This is a genomic window from Sphingomonas sp. (assembly GCF_017745215.1).
In the GTDB taxonomy this organism is placed as follows: Bacteria; Pseudomonadota; Alphaproteobacteria; order Sphingomonadales; family Sphingomonadaceae; genus Sphingomonas.
Genome location: NZ_JAGHZV010000004.1, coordinates 136188 through 152749 on the forward strand (window position 1 = coordinate 136188; position 16562 = coordinate 152749).

Annotated in this window: 16 protein-coding genes; 8 read left to right on the forward strand and 8 right to left on the reverse strand. The window is 68.8% G+C overall.

Annotation, left to right across the window (positions count from 1 at the left end):
• Positions 1 to 11: 11 nt before the first annotated feature.
• The 3 genes from era to lepB form a co-directional block, all read right to left on the reverse strand.
• Positions 12 to 920 carry a GTPase Era gene (gene era, locus J7495_RS05810; protein WP_294055287.1) on the reverse strand — a complete coding sequence of 303 codons (909 nt, stop codon included), beginning with the start codon at positions 918 to 920 and terminating at the stop codon, positions 12 to 14.
• A gap of 137 nt (positions 921 to 1057) precedes the next feature.
• Positions 1058 to 1729: a ribonuclease III gene (gene rnc, locus J7495_RS05815; protein WP_294055289.1), complete on the reverse strand. Its 672-nt coding sequence runs from the start codon at positions 1727 to 1729 to the stop codon at positions 1058 to 1060.
• Positions 1726 to 2586, reverse strand: a complete 861-nt coding sequence (gene lepB, locus J7495_RS05820) for a signal peptidase I (RefSeq protein ID WP_294055290.1) — start codon at positions 2584 to 2586, stop codon at positions 1726 to 1728. The genes rnc and lepB overlap by 4 nt, the downstream gene beginning before the upstream one ends.
• A gap of 106 nt (positions 2587 to 2692) precedes the next feature.
• Here lepB and pgi point away from each other — a divergent pair, with 106 nt between their 5' ends.
• The 3 genes from pgi (at position 2693) to gorA (ending at position 5976) form a co-directional block, all read left to right on the forward strand.
• Positions 2693 to 4183 (forward strand): glucose-6-phosphate isomerase, encoded by a 1491-nt coding sequence (gene pgi, locus J7495_RS05825; RefSeq protein ID WP_294055292.1) that lies wholly within the window; start codon positions 2693 to 2695, stop codon positions 4181 to 4183.
• A complete protein-coding gene (locus J7495_RS05830) occupies positions 4183 to 4488 on the forward strand; it encodes an alkylphosphonate utilization protein (RefSeq protein ID WP_294055294.1) in 306 nt (101 codons plus the stop codon). The genes pgi and J7495_RS05830 overlap by 1 nt, the downstream gene beginning before the upstream one ends.
• A gap of 141 nt (positions 4489 to 4629) precedes the next feature.
• Complete coding sequence (gene gorA / locus J7495_RS05835; RefSeq protein WP_294055295.1) at positions 4630 to 5976, forward strand: glutathione-disulfide reductase; 1347 nt, start codon at positions 4630 to 4632, stop codon at positions 5974 to 5976.
• On the opposite strand, the gene J7495_RS05840 is transcribed toward gorA, so the two are convergent.
• Positions 5973 to 6332 carry a hypothetical protein gene (locus J7495_RS05840; protein ID WP_294055297.1) on the reverse strand — a complete coding sequence of 120 codons (360 nt, stop codon included), beginning with the start codon at positions 6330 to 6332 and terminating at the stop codon, positions 5973 to 5975. The genes gorA and J7495_RS05840 overlap by 4 nt on opposite strands.
• A gap of 46 nt (positions 6333 to 6378) precedes the next feature.
• Positions 6379 to 7707: a dicarboxylate/amino acid:cation symporter gene (locus J7495_RS05845; protein WP_294055298.1), complete on the reverse strand. Its 1329-nt coding sequence runs from the start codon at positions 7705 to 7707 to the stop codon at positions 6379 to 6381.
• A gap of 71 nt (positions 7708 to 7778) precedes the next feature.
• Here J7495_RS05845 and glmM point away from each other — a divergent pair, with 71 nt between their 5' ends.
• A complete protein-coding gene (gene glmM / locus J7495_RS05850) occupies positions 7779 to 9119 on the forward strand; it encodes a phosphoglucosamine mutase (protein WP_294055300.1) in 1341 nt (446 codons plus the stop codon).
• A 72-nt stretch (positions 9120 to 9191) separates the two neighbouring features.
• On the opposite strand, the gene hisN is transcribed toward glmM, so the two are convergent.
• Positions 9192 to 9974: a histidinol-phosphatase gene (hisN, locus tag J7495_RS05855; RefSeq protein ID WP_294055302.1), complete on the reverse strand. Its 783-nt coding sequence runs from the start codon at positions 9972 to 9974 to the stop codon at positions 9192 to 9194.
• A gap of 87 nt (positions 9975 to 10061) precedes the next feature.
• On the opposite strand from hisN, the gene J7495_RS05860 reads away from it, so the two are divergent.
• The 4 genes from J7495_RS05860 to J7495_RS05875 all read left to right on the forward strand — a co-directional run bounded on the left by J7495_RS05860 (position 10062) and on the right by J7495_RS05875 (position 14546).
• A complete protein-coding gene (locus J7495_RS05860; RefSeq protein WP_294055304.1) occupies positions 10062 to 11126 on the forward strand; it encodes a phospholipase A in 1065 nt (354 codons plus the stop codon).
• Positions 11127 to 11202: 76 nt separating this feature from the next.
• The gene (locus J7495_RS05865) at positions 11203 to 11763 is read left to right on the forward strand and encodes a redoxin domain-containing protein (protein ID WP_294055306.1); all 561 of its coding nucleotides are present in this window, start codon (positions 11203 to 11205) and stop codon (positions 11761 to 11763) included.
• A 150-nt stretch (positions 11764 to 11913) separates the two neighbouring features.
• A complete protein-coding gene (locus J7495_RS05870; RefSeq protein WP_294055308.1) occupies positions 11914 to 12972 on the forward strand; it encodes a GGDEF domain-containing protein in 1059 nt (352 codons plus the stop codon).
• Positions 12973 to 13694: 722 nt separating this feature from the next.
• Complete coding sequence (locus tag J7495_RS05875; protein WP_294055310.1) at positions 13695 to 14546, forward strand: glucose 1-dehydrogenase; 852 nt, start codon at positions 13695 to 13697, stop codon at positions 14544 to 14546.
• A 126-nt stretch (positions 14547 to 14672) separates the two neighbouring features.
• On the opposite strand, the gene J7495_RS05880 is transcribed toward J7495_RS05875, so the two are convergent.
• Both J7495_RS05880 and J7495_RS05885 read right to left on the reverse strand, forming a co-directional pair.
• Positions 14673 to 15287 (reverse strand): YbhB/YbcL family Raf kinase inhibitor-like protein, encoded by a 615-nt coding sequence (locus J7495_RS05880; RefSeq protein ID WP_294055312.1) that lies wholly within the window; start codon positions 15285 to 15287, stop codon positions 14673 to 14675.
• A gap of 71 nt (positions 15288 to 15358) precedes the next feature.
• The gene (locus tag J7495_RS05885; RefSeq protein ID WP_294055313.1) at positions 15359 to 16558 is read right to left on the reverse strand and encodes a heparan-alpha-glucosaminide N-acetyltransferase domain-containing protein; all 1200 of its coding nucleotides are present in this window, start codon (positions 16556 to 16558) and stop codon (positions 15359 to 15361) included.
• Positions 16559 to 16562 lie beyond the last annotated feature (4 nt).

The following is a 16562-nucleotide window of genomic DNA, read 5'->3' on the forward strand; positions in this document are numbered from 1 at the left end:
AAAGTCGCCGATTATTCGACCCAATCGAGACCGATCTCGCGGTAAAGCGCGCGATCGTCCTCCCACTTCGGGTTCACCTTGACGTGGAGATAGAGGTGGACGGGGACGCCCATCAGCTTCGAGAGCTCGGCGCGGGCGCGCGCGCCGATCTCCTTGATCCGGCTGCCGCCCTTGCCGAGCACGATCGCGCGCTGGGTCTCGCGCGCGACGAGGATCTGCTGGTGGATCTCGACCGAGCCGTCTTCGCGCTCGCTGTACTTCTCGGTCTCGATCGCGCTGTCATAGGGCAGCTCGGCGTGGAGCTGGAGGTAGAGCTGCTCGCGCGTCACTTCGGCGGCGATCATCCGCTCGGTCGCGTCGGAGACCTGGTCCTCGGGGAAGTGCCATGGCCCAGCGGGCATGCGCGCGGCAAGCGCGGCCTTCAGCTCGGGCACGCCGTCGCCGGTGGTGGCCGAGACGAAGAAGGTCTCGTCGAACGGCAGCGCTTCGTTCAGCCGCGCGGCATGGCCGAGCAGCCTGGGCTTGTCGGCGACGTCGACCTTGTTGAGGATCAGGATCCTGGGCTCGCGGCGGGTCTCGAGGCTCTCGAGCACGGTCTCGACCTTGGGGCCGATCCCGCCCTTGCCGTCGACCACCAGCGCGACGGCGTCGGCGCCCTCGGCGCCTTCCCACGCGGCGGCGACCATCGCCCGGTCGAGCCGGCGCGAGGGGGCGAAGATGCCGGGCGTGTCGACGAGCAGCAGCTGGGTGTCGCCTTCGATCGCGATCCCCATCAGCCGCGCGCGCGTGGTCTGCGCCTTGGGGCTGACGATCGCGACCTTCTGGCCGACCAGCGCATTGACCAAAGTCGACTTGCCGGCATTGGGCGCGCCGACCACGGCGATCAGGCCGCAGCGTTGGGTGGGGTTCGTCGATTCCATCGCGCGCCTCTAGAGCAGATCGCGCTCGACTGAAACCAAAGCGTCATCCCGGCGAAAGCCGCGACCCAGGAGTAGGAGAGCGAATCGCGCGTGGCCCTGGGCCCCGGCTTTCGCCGGGGTGACGATCAGGGGGAAGGCTATCCCCGCAACTCCTCGAGCAGTGCCGCCGCCGCCGCGGTCTCCGCCTCCTGCTTGCTCGTGCCTTCCGCCGTCGCTTCGGCCAGCTTGCCGATCGAGACCTTCACGGTGAAGCGCGGCGCGTGGTTCGGTCCCGCGCGGTCGAGCACGGTATATTCCGGCGGGCGGCGGTTGTGCGCGGCGGCCCATTCCTGGAGCGCCGACTTGGGATGCTTGGGCGCCTGGGGCTGTGCCTCGATCCGGCTGTCCCAGGCGGCGCGGATGAAGCTGCGCGCCGCCTCCAGCCCGCAATCGAGGTAGAAGGCGCCGATCAGCGCCTCCATCACGTCGCCGAGCACATTGTCGCTGTCCGCAGCGCCATCCTCGCGCGCCTGCTTGCCGAGCTTGAGGTGCGCCGCGACGTCGAGCGAGCGCGCGATCTCGGCGCAGACCTGGCCCGTCACCAGCGAATTGAAGCGGCGCGAGAGCATGCCCTCGGGCTCGCCCGGGAAGCGCAGGTAGAGCCACTCGGCGATGCTGAGCCCCAGCACGCGGTCGCCGAGGAACTCGAGCCGTTCGTAGTTCGCCGCGGCCTGGCTGCCGTGGGTCAGCGCGCGCTCATAGCCGGACAGGTCGCCCGGCGCCTGGCCGAAGGTCGCGGCGATCCACTCGGCCAGGGTCGCGTCGGTCAAAAACCGCGCCCCATCCGCTCCCAGCGCGCCGCGGTGAACCAGGTCCAAGGCAGGAACCAATTGGCGCTGCCGTCGGTCGACCAGAAGGTCGCGACCGCGCGGCCCTCGAGATTGGCCATCGGCACGAAACCGATCCCCGGGCCGTTGGGCGGCTGGGCGAAGCGGCTGTCGGTCGAATCGTCTCGGTTGTCGCCCATCAGGAAGACATGCCCCGGCGGCACGGTATAGACCTCGGTATTGTCGGGGTCGAAGGCGCGATTGGGATCGGTGCCCTGGTCGAGCACTTCATATTGCTTCCCGTTCGGCAGCGTCTCGCGATAGCGCGGGATGCGGCACTGGACCTTGCCGTCGGCCGTGGTCTCCTGGAACTGGATCTTCTCGCAGCCGAAATTGGGCGAGACCGGCACGATGAAATCGGCGATCTTCTCCTTGGGCACCGGCTTGCCGTTGAGGATCAGCTGGCCACCCACCATCTGAACCGTGTCGCCCGGCAGGCCGATCACGCGCTTGATCCAGTCCTCGCCATTATGCTCGGGTGCCTTGAACACGACGACGTCGCCGCGCGCCGGATCGGCCCAGTGCATGTTGGGCAGCAGCGGCACGCTGAACGGCAACGAGTGGCGCGAATAGCCGTAGTTGAACTTGGTGATGAACAGATAGTCGCCGATCAGCAGCCGCGGCAGCATCGACTCGCTCGGGATGTTGAACGGCGAGAAGATGAAGCTGCGGATGACGATCACCACCACCGCCAGCTTGAGCAGGAACAGCCCGAGGTCGCGCCATTCGGACTTGGGCGCCGCTGCGGCCCCGGCGGTCTTGTCGGCGCCCTCGGGCCCGGCAGGCGTGGTGTTTTCCATGCGCGCTGCTGTGCCTCGGGCAGCGCTTTGGCGTCAAGCGCGGGAATCCGGGTGGCGGCTTCCGCAACGGGACGATAGGGCGGGTGCGAAGCCAGGAGGAAATCCCATGCCCGTTCCCGATTGGTCGAAAGTCCAGGCGCTGCCGCGCACCCCGCTCACCCAGTTGTTCGCGGACGATCCCGACCGGCTCGCATCGCTCAGCACCGATGTCGCGGGCATCCATTTCGACTGGTCGAAGACGCATCTGACGCGCGAGGCGATCGCCGCCTTCGCCGAGATTGCCCAGGCAATGGGCCTCACCGCCAAGCGCGATGCGCTGTTCGCGGGCGACATCGTCAACGTCACCGAAGGCCGCGCGGTCGAGCACAGCGCCGAGCGCGGCGAGGGCGCGCCCGACAGCGTGGCGCGCGCCAAGCTCTTCCACTCGCGGATGCGCGCGCTGATCGACGCGATCGAGGCCGAGGCGCTGGGGCCGGTGCGCCACCTCATCCACATCGGCATCGGCGGCTCGGCGCTGGGGCCCGACCTGCTCGTCGACGCGCTCGGCCGCGACATGGACCGCTACGACGTCGCGATCGTCTCGAACGTCGACGGCGTCGCGCTCGAGACAGCGCTCGACGCCTTCGATCCCGAGGCCACGCTCATCGCCGTCGCGTCCAAGACCTTCACCACCACCGAGACGCTGCTCAACGCCGAGAGCGCGCTCGCCTGGCTGACCGAGAACGGCGTCGAGGATCCCTATGGCCGGGTGATCGCGCTCACCGCCAATCCCGAAAAGGCGATCGAATGGGGCGTCGACGAGACGCGCATCCTGCCCTTCGCCGAGTCGGTGGGCGGGCGCTATTCGCTCTGGTCGTCGATCGGCTTCCCGGCGGCATTGGCGCTGGGCTGGGACGCGTTCGAGGAACTGCTCGAAGGCGCGGCCGAGATGGACCGCCACTTCCGCTTCACCCCGCTGGAGCAGAACGCCCCGGTGCTCGCCGCCTTCGCCGACCTCTATTACACCCAGGTCCGCGGCTGCGAGACGCGCGCGGTCTTCGCCTATGACGAGCGGCTCGCGCTGCTGCCGAGCTACCTCCAGCAGCTCGAGATGGAATCGAACGGCAAGCGCGTGACCGCCGAAGGACAGCCGGTCGATTATCCGACCTCGCCGATCACCTGGGGCGGGGTGGGCGCCGATGCGCAGCATGCGGTGTTCCAGCTGCTCCACCAGGGCACCCACCTCGTGCCAGTCGAGTTCATCGGTGCGATCGAGGGCGGCGATTCGCTCGACGAGGCGCACCACCGCCAGCTGCTGCTCAACATGTTCGCGCAAGGCGCGGCGCTGATGGCGGGCCGCGGCCATGCCGACGAGGCGCGCGCCTATCCGGGCGACCGGCCCTCGACCACGCTGCTGCTCGACCAGCTCGACCCGCGCACGCTCGGCGCGCTGATCGCCTTCTACGAGCAGCGGACCTTCGTAAATGCGGCGCTGCTGGGGATCAACGCCTTCGACCAGTTCGGGGTGGAGTTGGGCAAGGAGATGGCCAAGGCGGCGGAGAAGGGCGGCGACTTCGATCCCTCGACGACCGACCTGATCGCGCGGGCGTTCGGTTGATGGGCGACGACGACAGCTATGTGTTCGACGAGGCAAGCGGCGAATGGATCAGCGCCACCGACGCGGCGGCCATGGCCGCGACAGTCGACGCCGTGGAAGTTCGCGATTCGGTGGGCAATCTTCTGCAGGACGGCGATCAGGTCACGCTGATCAAGGATCTGCCCGTCAAGGGCGCGGGCCAGACGCTCAAGCGCGGCACGCTGATCAAGTCGATCCGCCTCACCGGCGATCCGCAGGAGATCGACTGCAAGTTCGACGGCATCAAGGGGTTGGTGCTGCGCGCCGAGTTCGTCCGCAAGCGCTGAGGCGTATCGCGTCGATAGCGGAAAGGCATTTGGCTCGGAACGGGCGTGTCTCTAAGGCGCCGGCCAGCGAAGTCGCGCGAGGCTGCTTGAACCGTGCCGCCCTCGACACGAAATTGCGCCCCACGCAACGAGGACCAGAAAATGCCCAGCTACGACTATGACCTGTTCGTGATCGGCGCCGGATCGGGCGGCGTCCGCGCCGCGCGGGTCTCGGCGGCGCATGGCGCGCGCGTCGCGGTCGCGGAGGAATATCGCGTCGGCGGCACCTGCGTGATCCGCGGCTGCGTGCCCAAGAAGCTGCTCGTCTACGGCGCGCATTTCGCCGAGGACCTCAAGGACGCGCGTCGCTTCGGCTGGAACGTCCCCGAATGCGACTTCGACTGGACGGTGCTGCGCGACAATGTCCTGGCCGATGTCGACCGGATCAACGCCGCGTACACGGACACGCTCAACAACAACAAGGTCGACATCCTGCTCGAGCGCGCCACCGTCACCGGCCCGCACGAAGTGACGCTGGCGAGCGGCCGCAAGGTCAGCGCGAAATATATCCTCATCGCCACCGGCGCGCGCCCGCAGATTCCCGATTGCCCGGGGAGCGAGCACGGCATCACCTCGAACGAGGTCTTCCACTTGGAAGCGCTGCCCAAGCGCATCCTGATCGCGGGCGGCGGCTATATCGCCAACGAGTTCGCCGGGATCTTCAACGAGTTCGGCAGCAAGGTGACGCTGATCAACCGCTCGGACGCGATCCTGCGCGGCTATGACGAGCAGTTGCGCGACCGGCTGCTCCAGATCTCGATGATGAAGGGGATCGAGTTCCGCTTCAACGCAGGGTTCAAGGGGATCGTGAAGAACGACGACGGCTCGCTGACCGTCGAGATGAAGAACCATGAGCCCGTAACGGTCGACTGCGTGCTCTTCGCCACCGGCCGCGTCCCCAACAGCGAGGGGCTGGGGCTGGAGGCGGTCGGCGTGCTGCTCGACGACAAGGGCGCAGTGAAGGTCGACGACGACAATCGCTCGAGCGTCGACTCGATCTTCGCGGTGGGCGACGTCACCAACCGCATCCAGCTGACCCCCGTCGCGATCCGCGAGGGCCAGGCCTTCGCCGACACGATCTTCGGCAACAAGCCGACGCGGGTGGACTATGAGAACGTCCCCAGCGCAGTGTTCAGCCACCCGCCGATCGCTTCGGTGGGCCTCACCGAGGGCCAGGCTCGCAACCGGCTGGGCGCGGTCAAGGTCTATGCCTCGGACTTCCGGCCGATGAAGAACGTCCTCGCCGGCCGCAACGAGCGCTCGCTCTACAAGATGGTCTGCGACGGCAACACCGGGCGCGTGGTGGGGCTCCACATGATCGGCCCCGAGGCGCCGGAGATCCTCCAGGCCGCGGCGGTAGCGGTGAAGGCGGGCCTGACCAAGGACGCGTTCGACCAGACCGTGGCGCTCCACCCGAGCATGGCCGAGGAACTGGTGCTGCTGCGCTAGGGCTTGTCGCAGCGCAGGTCCTCGACCACGTCGCCGAGCGGTGAATCGCGTCCCCCGTCCGCGGTGATCATCGCGCCGTCGGGCGTACCCGCGATGTGCCGTACGACCGTGGTGAAGTCGCAATGCGATCCCGGCTGTGGATAGTCCTGGTTCTTGCTCAGGTGCGTCACGTAGAGCGTGCGCGTTTCACCTTCGGCGGTGGTGACGCGCATCTCGCGCAGCATCCACAGGAACCCCGAGTCGAACGGCGGCATCGGCCCATATCGCTCGATCCGCGCGCCTTCGAAGCGGTGGCGCGTGACCTCGGTATCGGGGCCGGTGCTCGAAAGGAGCGCTGCGAGCGGGAGGGCGATCATGATCATCGCTGGAGGCTGCGCGCCGATTGTGGCGTTGCGGTGACGCCTATCCCCCGAGCAGCGCGTCGGTCTCGCTCCGCGGCGCTTCACCTTCGCCCGAGTGGCGCGCGATCGTCGCGGTCACCGCGACGTCCATCGCGACATTGCCGAGCGTGCGCACCAGGTCGGGCAGCGTCTCCACCGCGACCAGCAGCCCGAGCGGCTCGATCGGCACGCCCATCACCGCGGCGATCGGCGCGATCGAGCTGACGTAGCTGATCGAGCCCGGCAGGCTCACCGCGCCCATCGTCGTCACCGTCGCGGCCATCACTCCGAAGGCAAGCTGCGCCGCGGTCAGCTGCATCCCCAGCGCATGTGCGACATAGATGGCGACCGCGAGGTTCATCGCCGGCCCGGTCGCGCGGAACATCGCCACCGCCAGCGGCAGCACCACGCCCGAGGTCGCGACCGGCACGCCGATCCGCTCCGAGGCGCGCAGCATCGCCGGCAGCGACGCGAGCGAACTCTGCGTGCTCACCGCCACCGCGGTCACCGGCGCGTTCGCCGAGAGGAAGCGGCCGATGCCGACGCCGCCGCCGAACAGCGCGAGCGGATAGGCCGCCGCCCATACCACCAGCCCGACGCCGGCGACGATCGCGACATAGTGGAGCAAGGTCCCGATCGCCGCGGTCCCGGCGTGCGCGCCGAAGCTGTAGCTCAGCGCGAACACCCCGATCGGCGCGAGCCACAGCACCCAGCCGATCACCACCAGCATCGCGTCCGCCAGCGCGCGGAAGAAGGCGGTGAGCACGCTCCGCTGCGCGTCGGGCAGCCGCATCACCGCGAAGGCGAAGACCGTGGTGAAGACGATCAGTGGCAGGAAGGCGTCGTTCGCCGCCGCCGCGATCGGATTGGTCGGGACGAGCGCCGCCAGGAAGTCGCCGAAGCCGGGGACGGGGCCCGCCGGCTTGGCGGTCGCGAAGCTCGCCTGGAGCTTGGCGGCGGCGTGCGGGTCGAGCGGCCAGAGCTGGAGCAGCGCCGGGGTGAGCAGCGCGGCGAGGATCGAGCTCGCGGTGAGGATCACCACGAAGGTCAGGATCGCCCGCCCCGCCAGCCGCCCGGCGCGCGCGGCATCGGCAGTGGCGGCGATGCCGGTGACCAGCAGGCCCACCACCAGCGGCACGATCGCCATGCGGAGACCGTTGAGCCAGAGCGTGCCGAAGGGCTCGACATAGCTCGTCCAGGCCAGCGCCTGGTCGGGCGCCCAGGCTGCGCCGACGATTCCCGCGGCGAGGCCGACCGCGAGCGCGAACAGGATGCGCGCCGGCTGGGGCTTGCCGAGCTTGCCGAGGAGGAGGCCGACGATCAGCAGAAGGGGATGGAATAGCGCCGACATGCTCGCTCTCGGTTGGTTTCGGCGCTATCAGGACGCCCTGCGGCGGGCACAAGGCCGCGAGAAGGTGCGTCATGGCAAGAAAATATTTCGGGACCGACGGAATCCGCGGGCTCACCAACGTTCGCCCGATGACCGCCGAGATGGCGATGAAGGTCGGCATGGCCGCCGGCGCGCATTTCCGGCGCGGCGACCACCGCCACCGCGTGGTGATAGGCAAGGACACGCGGCTCTCGGGCTACATGCTCGAGAATGCGATGGTCGCGGGGTTCACCAGCGTCGGCATGGACGTGGTGCTGGTCGGGCCGATGCCGACGCCCGCCGTGGCGATGCTGACGCACTCGATGCGCGCCGACCTGGGCGTGATGATCTCGGCCTCGCACAATCCTTTCGCCGACAACGGCATCAAGCTGTTCGGCCCCGACGGCTACAAGCTCTCGGACGCCGACGAGGAAGCGATCGAGGCGCTGATCGAAGGCGAGCCGCAGCTCGCGCAGGCGGGCGACATCGGCCGCGCGCGGCGCGTGGAGGATGCGCGCGGGCGCTACATCCACTTCGCCAAGTCGACCTTCGCCGAGGATCTCACGCTCGACGGGCTCAAGGTCGTGATCGATTGCGCAAACGGCGCGGCGTATCAGGTCGCGCCCTCGGCGCTGTGGGAGCTGGGTGCCGAAGTCGTCACGATCGGAGTCAGCCCCAACGGCAAGAACATCAACGACGGCGTCGGCTCGACCGCACCCGACACGCTCTGCGAGAGCGTGGTGGCATCGGGCGCGGCGATCGGCATCGCGCTCGATGGCGACGCCGACCGGCTGATCGTCGTCGACGAGAAGGGCAAGGTGATCGACGGCGACCAGCTGATGGCGCTGATCGCCGCGGGCTGGGCGCGCCAGGGCAGGCTGAAGGGCGGCGGGCTGGTCGCCACCGTCATGTCCAACCTCGGGCTCGAGCGGCATCTCTCGGCGCAGGGGCTCGGGCTGGTGCGCACCTCGGTCGGCGACCGCTATGTGCTCGAGAAGATGCGTTCGTCGGGCTATAATGTCGGCGGCGAACAGTCGGGGCATATCATCCTGTCGGATTATGCGACGACGGGCGACGGGCTGGTCGCGGCGCTGCAGGTGCTCGGCGAGCTGGTCCGCGCCGGCGCGCCCGCGAGCGAAGTGCTCCATCGTTTCGATCCGCTGCCGCAGATCCTCAAGAACGTGCGCTTCAAGGGCGGCAAGCCGCTGGAGGATGCGCGGGTGAAGGAAGCCATTGCAGCGGCGGAAGCCGAATTGAACGGCAACGGCCGTCTCGTCATCCGCCCCTCGGGCACCGAGCCGGTGATCCGCGTGATGGCCGAGGGCGACGACCGCGGGCAGGTCGAGACGGTGGTCGACCGCATCTGCGACGCGGTGCGCGAGGCGGCGGCTTAGGGCCTGGCACGAACCTGACCAACTTGAATCGTCATCCCGGCTTTCGCCGGGATGACGGCTTGGGGAGAGAGCTCAATGCCCCCCGCAGGCCATCGCTTCGAGGATGTCGTCCACCCGCGCCGGATCGCCCGCAGCGATCACCTCGCCGTTGCTCCCGGCGTGGAGGGGGTCGCCCTGCCAGTCGCACATCCGCCCGCCCGCGCCTTCGACCACCGGCACCAGCGCGGCGAAGTCGTGAAGCTTGAGGCCGGCCTCGACCACCACGTCGAGATGGCCCGACGCCAGGCACGCGTAATTATAGCAGTCGCCGCCCAGCACCGTGCTGCGTACCGCCGCGTCGAGATGCTCGAAGGCATGGAGCTGGGCATCGTCGAACAGCGCCGGCGACGTCGTCGCGAGCAGCGCCTGCGAGAGCTCGCGGCACAGGCGCGTGCTCGCGGGCGCGCCGTTGAACTCGGTCGCGCGACCGACCACGCCGATCCAGCGTTCGCGCAGCACCGGCTGGTCGATCACCCCGATCACCGGCCAGCCGTCCTCGACCAGCGCGATCAGCGTGCCGAAGATCGGCCGCCCGGCGATGAAGGCGCGCGTGCCGTCGATCGGATCGAGCACCCATTGCCGCCCGCTCGTCCCCTCGCGCACGCCGAACTCCTCGCCGGCGATGCCGTCCATCGGCCGCTCGGCGATGATCAGCCGGCGCATCGCTTCCTCGGCCTCGCGGTCGGCGAGCGTGACCGGAGAGAGATCGGCCTTGGTCTCAAGCCCGAACTCGGCGCGGAAGCGAGGGCGAATCGCTGCGCCGGCGGCGTCGGCGAGGCGGTGGGTGAGCGCGATGTCGGCATCGGTGACGGGCATGGTTCCCGCCTAGGGCCGCGAGCCGGATGACGCCAGCCTGCAGTTTGGACTCGCAACTGTCACGATCGCCTGCCAAGCGGCGGAGCGATGCGCTTGCCTTTGGCCCTCGCCGTCTGCCTCTTCGCCGCGACGCCCGCGATGGCGCAGCTGCGCGCGGTGCCGAGCCAGCCGCCGAGCGAAGTCGAGGCGCTGCGCGGGGTCGAGGTGTTCCTCGTCAACGAGACCGACAAGCCGACCGACGACGAAGGCCCGCGCGAGATCGAAGTCACCGCGACCGACGGCACGCGGCTGGTGCTCGAGCGCTTGCCCGCGCCGCGCGAGACGGTGGCGCCCGGCGCCTTCGCCAAGCGCCGCTACGTGCCGGTGAGCGTCGCCGGCAAGGCGATCCCGCCGGGCGAGGCGCACCCCGCCGCCGACATGCCCGGCCCGGGCGAGACCGTGGTGCAGAGCTCGACCGGCTCGTCGGCGGGCTTCCTCGACCGGTTCGAGCCGCACGAGCCGATCTACGGCGCCTTCGGGCTGCAGGACGCGGGCGCCAAGGTGCAGTTCAGCTTCGCCTTCCGCCCGTTCGGCGAGCACGCCCCGCTCAACCTCGGGCGGCTGCGCTTCGCCTATACCCAGACGATGTTCTGGGCGCTCGACGAGCCTTCGGGCCCGGTGCGCTCGACCAACTACAGCCCCGAGATCTACACCGACCTGCCGGTGACCGACGATGTCACGCTCGCGATCGGCTATCGCCATGATTCGAACGGGCGCGGCGACATCGGCTCGGTCGACGCCAACCGCATCTTCGCGCGCGTCCAGAAGAGCTGGGACCTCGGCAGCGGCTGGCGGCTCGATGTCGCGCCCCAGGCCTGGTACTATGTCGGCCGCGTCCAGGCGGCGCACGGCCTCACCGACTATTGGGGCTATACCTCGCTCACCGCCGCGATCGGCCAGGCCGACGGGATCAAGCTCAGCGTCACCGGCCGCGGCAATTTCGAAACGCGCAAGGGATCGGCCGAGGCGTTCCTCTCCTATCCGCTTGCCAAGCTCGACAATGGTATCGGTTTCTATGTCTTCGGGCAGGCCTATACCGGCTATGGCGAGACGCTCGACCGGTTCAACGTCAGCGACAGGCATGTGCGGTTCGGCATCGCGCTGACGCGTTAAGGTGTCGCTGATCGGCTTGGACAGGCGCGCAACGACCTCGTACAAGCGTTCCAACTCAGACCGGAGAGACTTTCGCATGCGCCGTCCGCTGATCCTGCTCGCTGCCCTGGCCCTTCCCTTCGCCGTCCCCGCCGCCGCCGAGCTGACGCCAGGCAAGGTCGCGCCCGACTTCACCGCGGAAGGCGCGCTGGCGGGCAAGCCCTTCTCGGTCAACCTCAAGGCCGCGCTCAAGAAGGGGCCGGTGGTGCTCTATTTCTTCCCCGCCGCCTTCACCGGCGGCTGCAACGCCGAGGCGCACGCCTTCGCCGAGGCGGTGCCCGACTTCCAGGCGGCCGGCGCGACCGTGATCGGCATGACCGCGGGCAATGTCGACCGGATCGTCGAATTCTCGGCCGACACCAAGCTCTGCTCGGGCAAGTTCGCGGTCGCCGCGGCGAGCCCGGCGGTGATCAAGGGCTATGACGTGCTGCTCAAGAAGCCCGACGGCACGCCGACGACGATCACCAGCCGCACCAGCTATGTGATCGCGCCGGGCGGCAAGATCCTGTTCGCGCACAGCGACATGAATCCGGCCGATCATGTGAAACTGACGCTCGAAGCGGTGCGCAAATACCATGAGGCGCACAAGCATCATTGAGTCGGCGGCATCGATTCGATCCGGAATCGTTCCGCATCCGATCAAAGATGAATCGGGCGACAACTCTATTTTAGCGATTGCCCGCTAACCCTTGCCGCACATCGGCGTGCTGACCGCACCTGCCGATCGAAACAAGGGATCAGCGGGCGCATGGCCGCAACGAAAGCCGTCCAGGGACCGTGCACCGATGCGACAGCGGCGCGCCGCCTGTACGATCGGATCGGCGCGTTCCTGTTCGACCAGCGGCTCGAGCCCGATCCGGCGAACTTCGCCTTCGCCTATCACGTGCTCGCCGACCCGCAGGGTCCGCTCGCGCGCGCCGTGATGGCGCTGACCGACGGCGGGGTGCGGCTGACGCTGCGCGACATCGAGACGCTCAACTACGACCTCAAGCCCGTGCCCGCCGATACCGGCGCCGCCGCCAACACCGCGGCCGCCACCCAGGCGCACCAGGGCCTCGTCGCGCAGACGCAGATGCAGGTCGAAGGCTTCGAGGACATGGTCCATGCGATGCGCGCCGAGACCGCAGGCTTCGGCCGCGACCTCGCCGAGAGCGCCGCGGCGATCAAGCGCACCGCCGCTGCGAACGACGTCGGCGGCAGCATCGACGAAGTCGCGCGGATCACCGGCACGATGCTCGAGCGCGTCCGCTCGGCCGAGACTCGGCTCGAAGCCGCGACGCGCGAGGCGAGCGAGCTGCGCAAGAAGCTCGAGGAAGCGCGCGACAACGCCCGCCGCGACCCGCTGACCGACCTGCCCAACCGCCGCGCCTTCGAGGAGGCCTATGCCGCCCAGGCCGCATCGGGCGAGAAAATCTGCGTCGCGATGTGCGACGTCGACCACTTCAAGTCGGTCAACGACCGCTTCGGCCATGCCGTGGGCGACCGCGTGCTCAAGGCGATCGCCGACGCGCTCACCCATTCCTGCGGCCACCACCTCGTCGCGCGCTACGGCGGCGAGGAATTCGCGGTGCTCTTCTCGGGCATCGATCTGGAGATCGCGCGCGCCACGCTCGACGGCGCGCGCGCCAGTGTCGCCGCGAAGCGCTACCGCCTGCGCGAGAGCGACGAGCCGCTCGGCGCGGTCACCTTCTCGGCCGGGCTCACGCTCGTGGTTCGCGGCGACAGCTACCAATCGTCGTTCCAGCGCGCCGACCAGCTGCTCTATGTCGCCAAGGAAGGCGGCCGGAACCGCGTCCACATCGGCTGAGGCCGTTCGACCCGCGGATCGCTTTCAACGGATCACGAATGTGCCGTCACCCGGGCCTTGTGCCGGGGTCCACCGGGAGACGAGGGCTGGAATAGAGCCTTGGTGCAGTCGATGCGGCTGCGTGGCCCCCAGCACGAGGCCGGGGTGACGATGGGCTGGAGGCATATCGACCCCATCGTTTGAAGATTCACCGACAGTTGGCGCAATTCACCATGATCCGGCGAACAAAATCCCAAGAACAATGTTGCAACGCAGCGCGCTATCAGCAATTTCAACGACTTAGTAAATTGGCACGCTCCCTGCAATCTTCCTGGCACCGGCAGCCGGAACGGTCCGGCCAGCCAAACACCAGGGAGTATCTACCATGACTGTCCGTTTCAGCGCCTTCCAGAACACCGTCGCCGTCTTCGGTGCGCTGCTCTTCACTGCCGTCGCGCTGTTCGCTTCGGCGCCGATCGTGCCGGTCGCCTGACCGGCACGAACCCCGACCAACAAGGCAACAAGACAATGCAGGGAGATAAGAACATGGTACGGCAGATCGCTTTCGGCGTCGCGTCGTTCATGCTGACCGCGGTCCTGATCGTCGTCAGCGGCACCCAGGGGATGAGCCTCATCGCCTGACCTTCAACCAGGCGGCAATGGCCGCACAAACAAGGAGATGCGCGGAACAACGGGCCTTCCGCGCCGGTTACGCCAGGCAGCCCCAGGAGAGAGCTGCCGATATGAGCGACACCGATGAAATGATCCACGAGGATGCGCTGCCCGGCCATGAGAGCGCCCTCGAACCCAAACCCCAATGGCAACCGCGCTACCCCGGATCGGGACGGCTGAAGGACAAAGTGGCGCTGATCACCGGCGCCGACAGCGGCATCGGCCGCGCCGTCGCCGCGCTCTATGCGCGCGAAGGCGCGGACGTCGCGATCCTCTACCTGCTCGAGGACGACGATGCGGCGGAGACGAAGCGTATCGTCGAGGCCGAGGGCCGGCGCGCGATCACGATCCGCGCCGATGTCGGCTCCAAGAAGATGTGCGAGCGCGCGGTCGAGCAGGTCATCGAGGCGTTCGGCCGGCTCGACGTGCTGGTCAACAACGCCGGCGAGCAGCATCCGGACGAGGACATCCGCGACATCAGCGAGGAGCAGCTCCGCCGCACCTTCCAGACCAACATCTTCGGGATGTTCTTCATGGTCCAGGCGGCGCTGCCGCACCTGGGCAAGGGCTCGGCGATCGTGAACTGCACCTCGGTGACGATGTACCAGGGCTCGAAGGAGCTGCTCGACTATAGCGCGACCAAGGGCGCGATCACGGCCTTCACGCGCAGCCTCTCCGAGAACCTCGTCGAGAAGGGCATTCGCGTGAACGCGGTCGCGCCGGGGCCGATCTGGACGCCGCTCAACCCGATGGGCGGTGCGAACCCGGAGAAGCTCGAGACCTTCGGCGAGACGACGCCGATGGGCCGCCCGGGCCAGCCCAACGAAGTCGCACCCGCCTTCCTGTTCCTGGCCTGCGAGGATTCGAGCTACATGTCGGGGCAGGTGCTGCACCCGAACGGCGGGACGATCGTCAACGGCTGACCGCCCCAAGCCGATCCGATCATCGTCATCCCGGCGAAAGCCGGGAACCCAGGGTCAAGCAGGTCATCGCCCGTGGCCCGGGGCCCGGCTTTCGCCGGGATGACGTCCATTGTTGGCGGGCCCGTCTCAAGCCGGCGCGGCGTACCCGATCGGTCCCACCGACGCGCCTTCGCCGCGCGAATAGGTACCGGTGAGCAGGCCTGCCGCGAGGACGTGCCCCGCCATCGCCTTCACCACAGCGCCGCGACCCGGGCTGCGCCCGACCTCGGGGCAGGGCCCGAGCGCGAAGAGCTGGAAGGCATAATGATGCTCGCCATGTCCCGGCGGCGGATCGGGGGGCAGCCAGCCCTCGCCGAACAGGCTGTTGCGGCCGACGTCGCCGCTCTCGTCGCCCGCGCCGTCCGCCGTGATCGCGCCCTCGGCGAGCTCGCCGTCGCTGCCCGGCAAGTCCCACACCACCGCGTGCACCACCGGTTGGGGGGCGAGCGCGTCGGGGTCCTCGACGATCAGCACCAGCCGCTCGGTCCCTTCGGGCACGCCGGTCCAGAACAGGGGCGGCGAGACGCCCGGACCATCAGCGGTGAAGCGCGGCGGGATCCGCCCGCCGTTGGCGAAGGCGGGACTCACCAGCCGCAGCGCCTCGAAGGTCCCGAGCTCGGGCTGGACGATCGCGAGCTTGCCCACGCCGGCGCGCACGCCCTTGAGCGCCGATCCGAGCCACCAGGGGACATGTTCGAGCATCGCGGCGCCTCCGGATCATGCGGTTCGCGGCCAGTCTTAGCCTGACGCGCGCGCCCTGCCCATGCCCGCGGTTAGAGCCGGAAGTGGATGCCGCGCCGGTGCAACGGCCAGATCAGGAGCGTGATCAGGGCGAGGATCGCGAACGCGCAAGCCAGCGAGGCGAGCTGGGGATCGGGCACGATGCCCAGCGCGACGCCATCGCCCCAGGCCTGCGGCGTCGCCGGCTTCCCGCCGAGGTGAAGCAACGGCATCCCGCCAATGACGCCGAGCACGATCGACAGGGTGAAGCCCAGGATCGCATTGCCGCCGAGGATGCGCAGCGGCGCCGACAGCCGCTCGGCAAGGCTGCTCCCCAGCGCCAGCGCGAAGGCCGCGAGCAACAACGCCGAAAAGCCGCTGCTCAGCAAGGCGAAGCTGCTCGTCCAGATCCGCTTGTTGATCGCGAACAGCGGATCGAACGCCAGCCCCGCGGCGAACAGCACCGCACCGGCGATCGCGATCCGCACGGGCGCCCGCGCTGGCGCTCGCCGCCATTCCAGCGCCGCCAGCACGCCGAACAACAAATTGGCGGTGGCCGGGAGCGTCGAGAGCAGCCCTTCCGGGTCATAGACCGGCGGTCCACCGGGCGTCGCCCAGCCCAGCCACCAGAGATGCGGCGGCGTGAAGATCGCGCGATCGACATAGCCGGCGAGATTGCCGGCGGGATCCAGCCGCCCGGCGCCGAACCCCGGCACCGGCACCAGCATCATCAGGCCCCAATAGAGCAGCAGCGCCACGGCGATGGCGATCGAGATCGCGATCGGGTTCACGCGCGAGCGGCCATCGGCATCGCGCAGCGCGGTCGCCACGATCAGCGCGACGCCGAGCAGGTAGCAGAGCGCGATCCGCTGCAGGATCCCCGGAATCCGCACCGTGTCGGGGACGCTCGCCTGCGGCATCCACAGGCTGCGCCCGAATTCCATGAGCGCGTTGAGCACGAGCCCGAGCAGGACGAGCGCGATCACGCGTCGCGCGACGCGGATCCAGAGCGCCTTGCGCGCGTCCGCCCGATCGAGCGGACGCGGGAAGGACAGCCCGAGCGCAAGCCCCACGCTGAACAGGAACGTGGGGAACACCATGTCCGTCAGCGTCCAGCCGTTCCACTCGGCATGGCGAAGCGGCGCATAGGATGCGTTCCAGTCGCCCGGGCTGGTGACGATGATCATCCCGGCGACGGCGGCGCCGCGCAGGGCGTCGAGCGCATTCCAGCGTTCGGTGCCGGTCTCAGCCATGGCC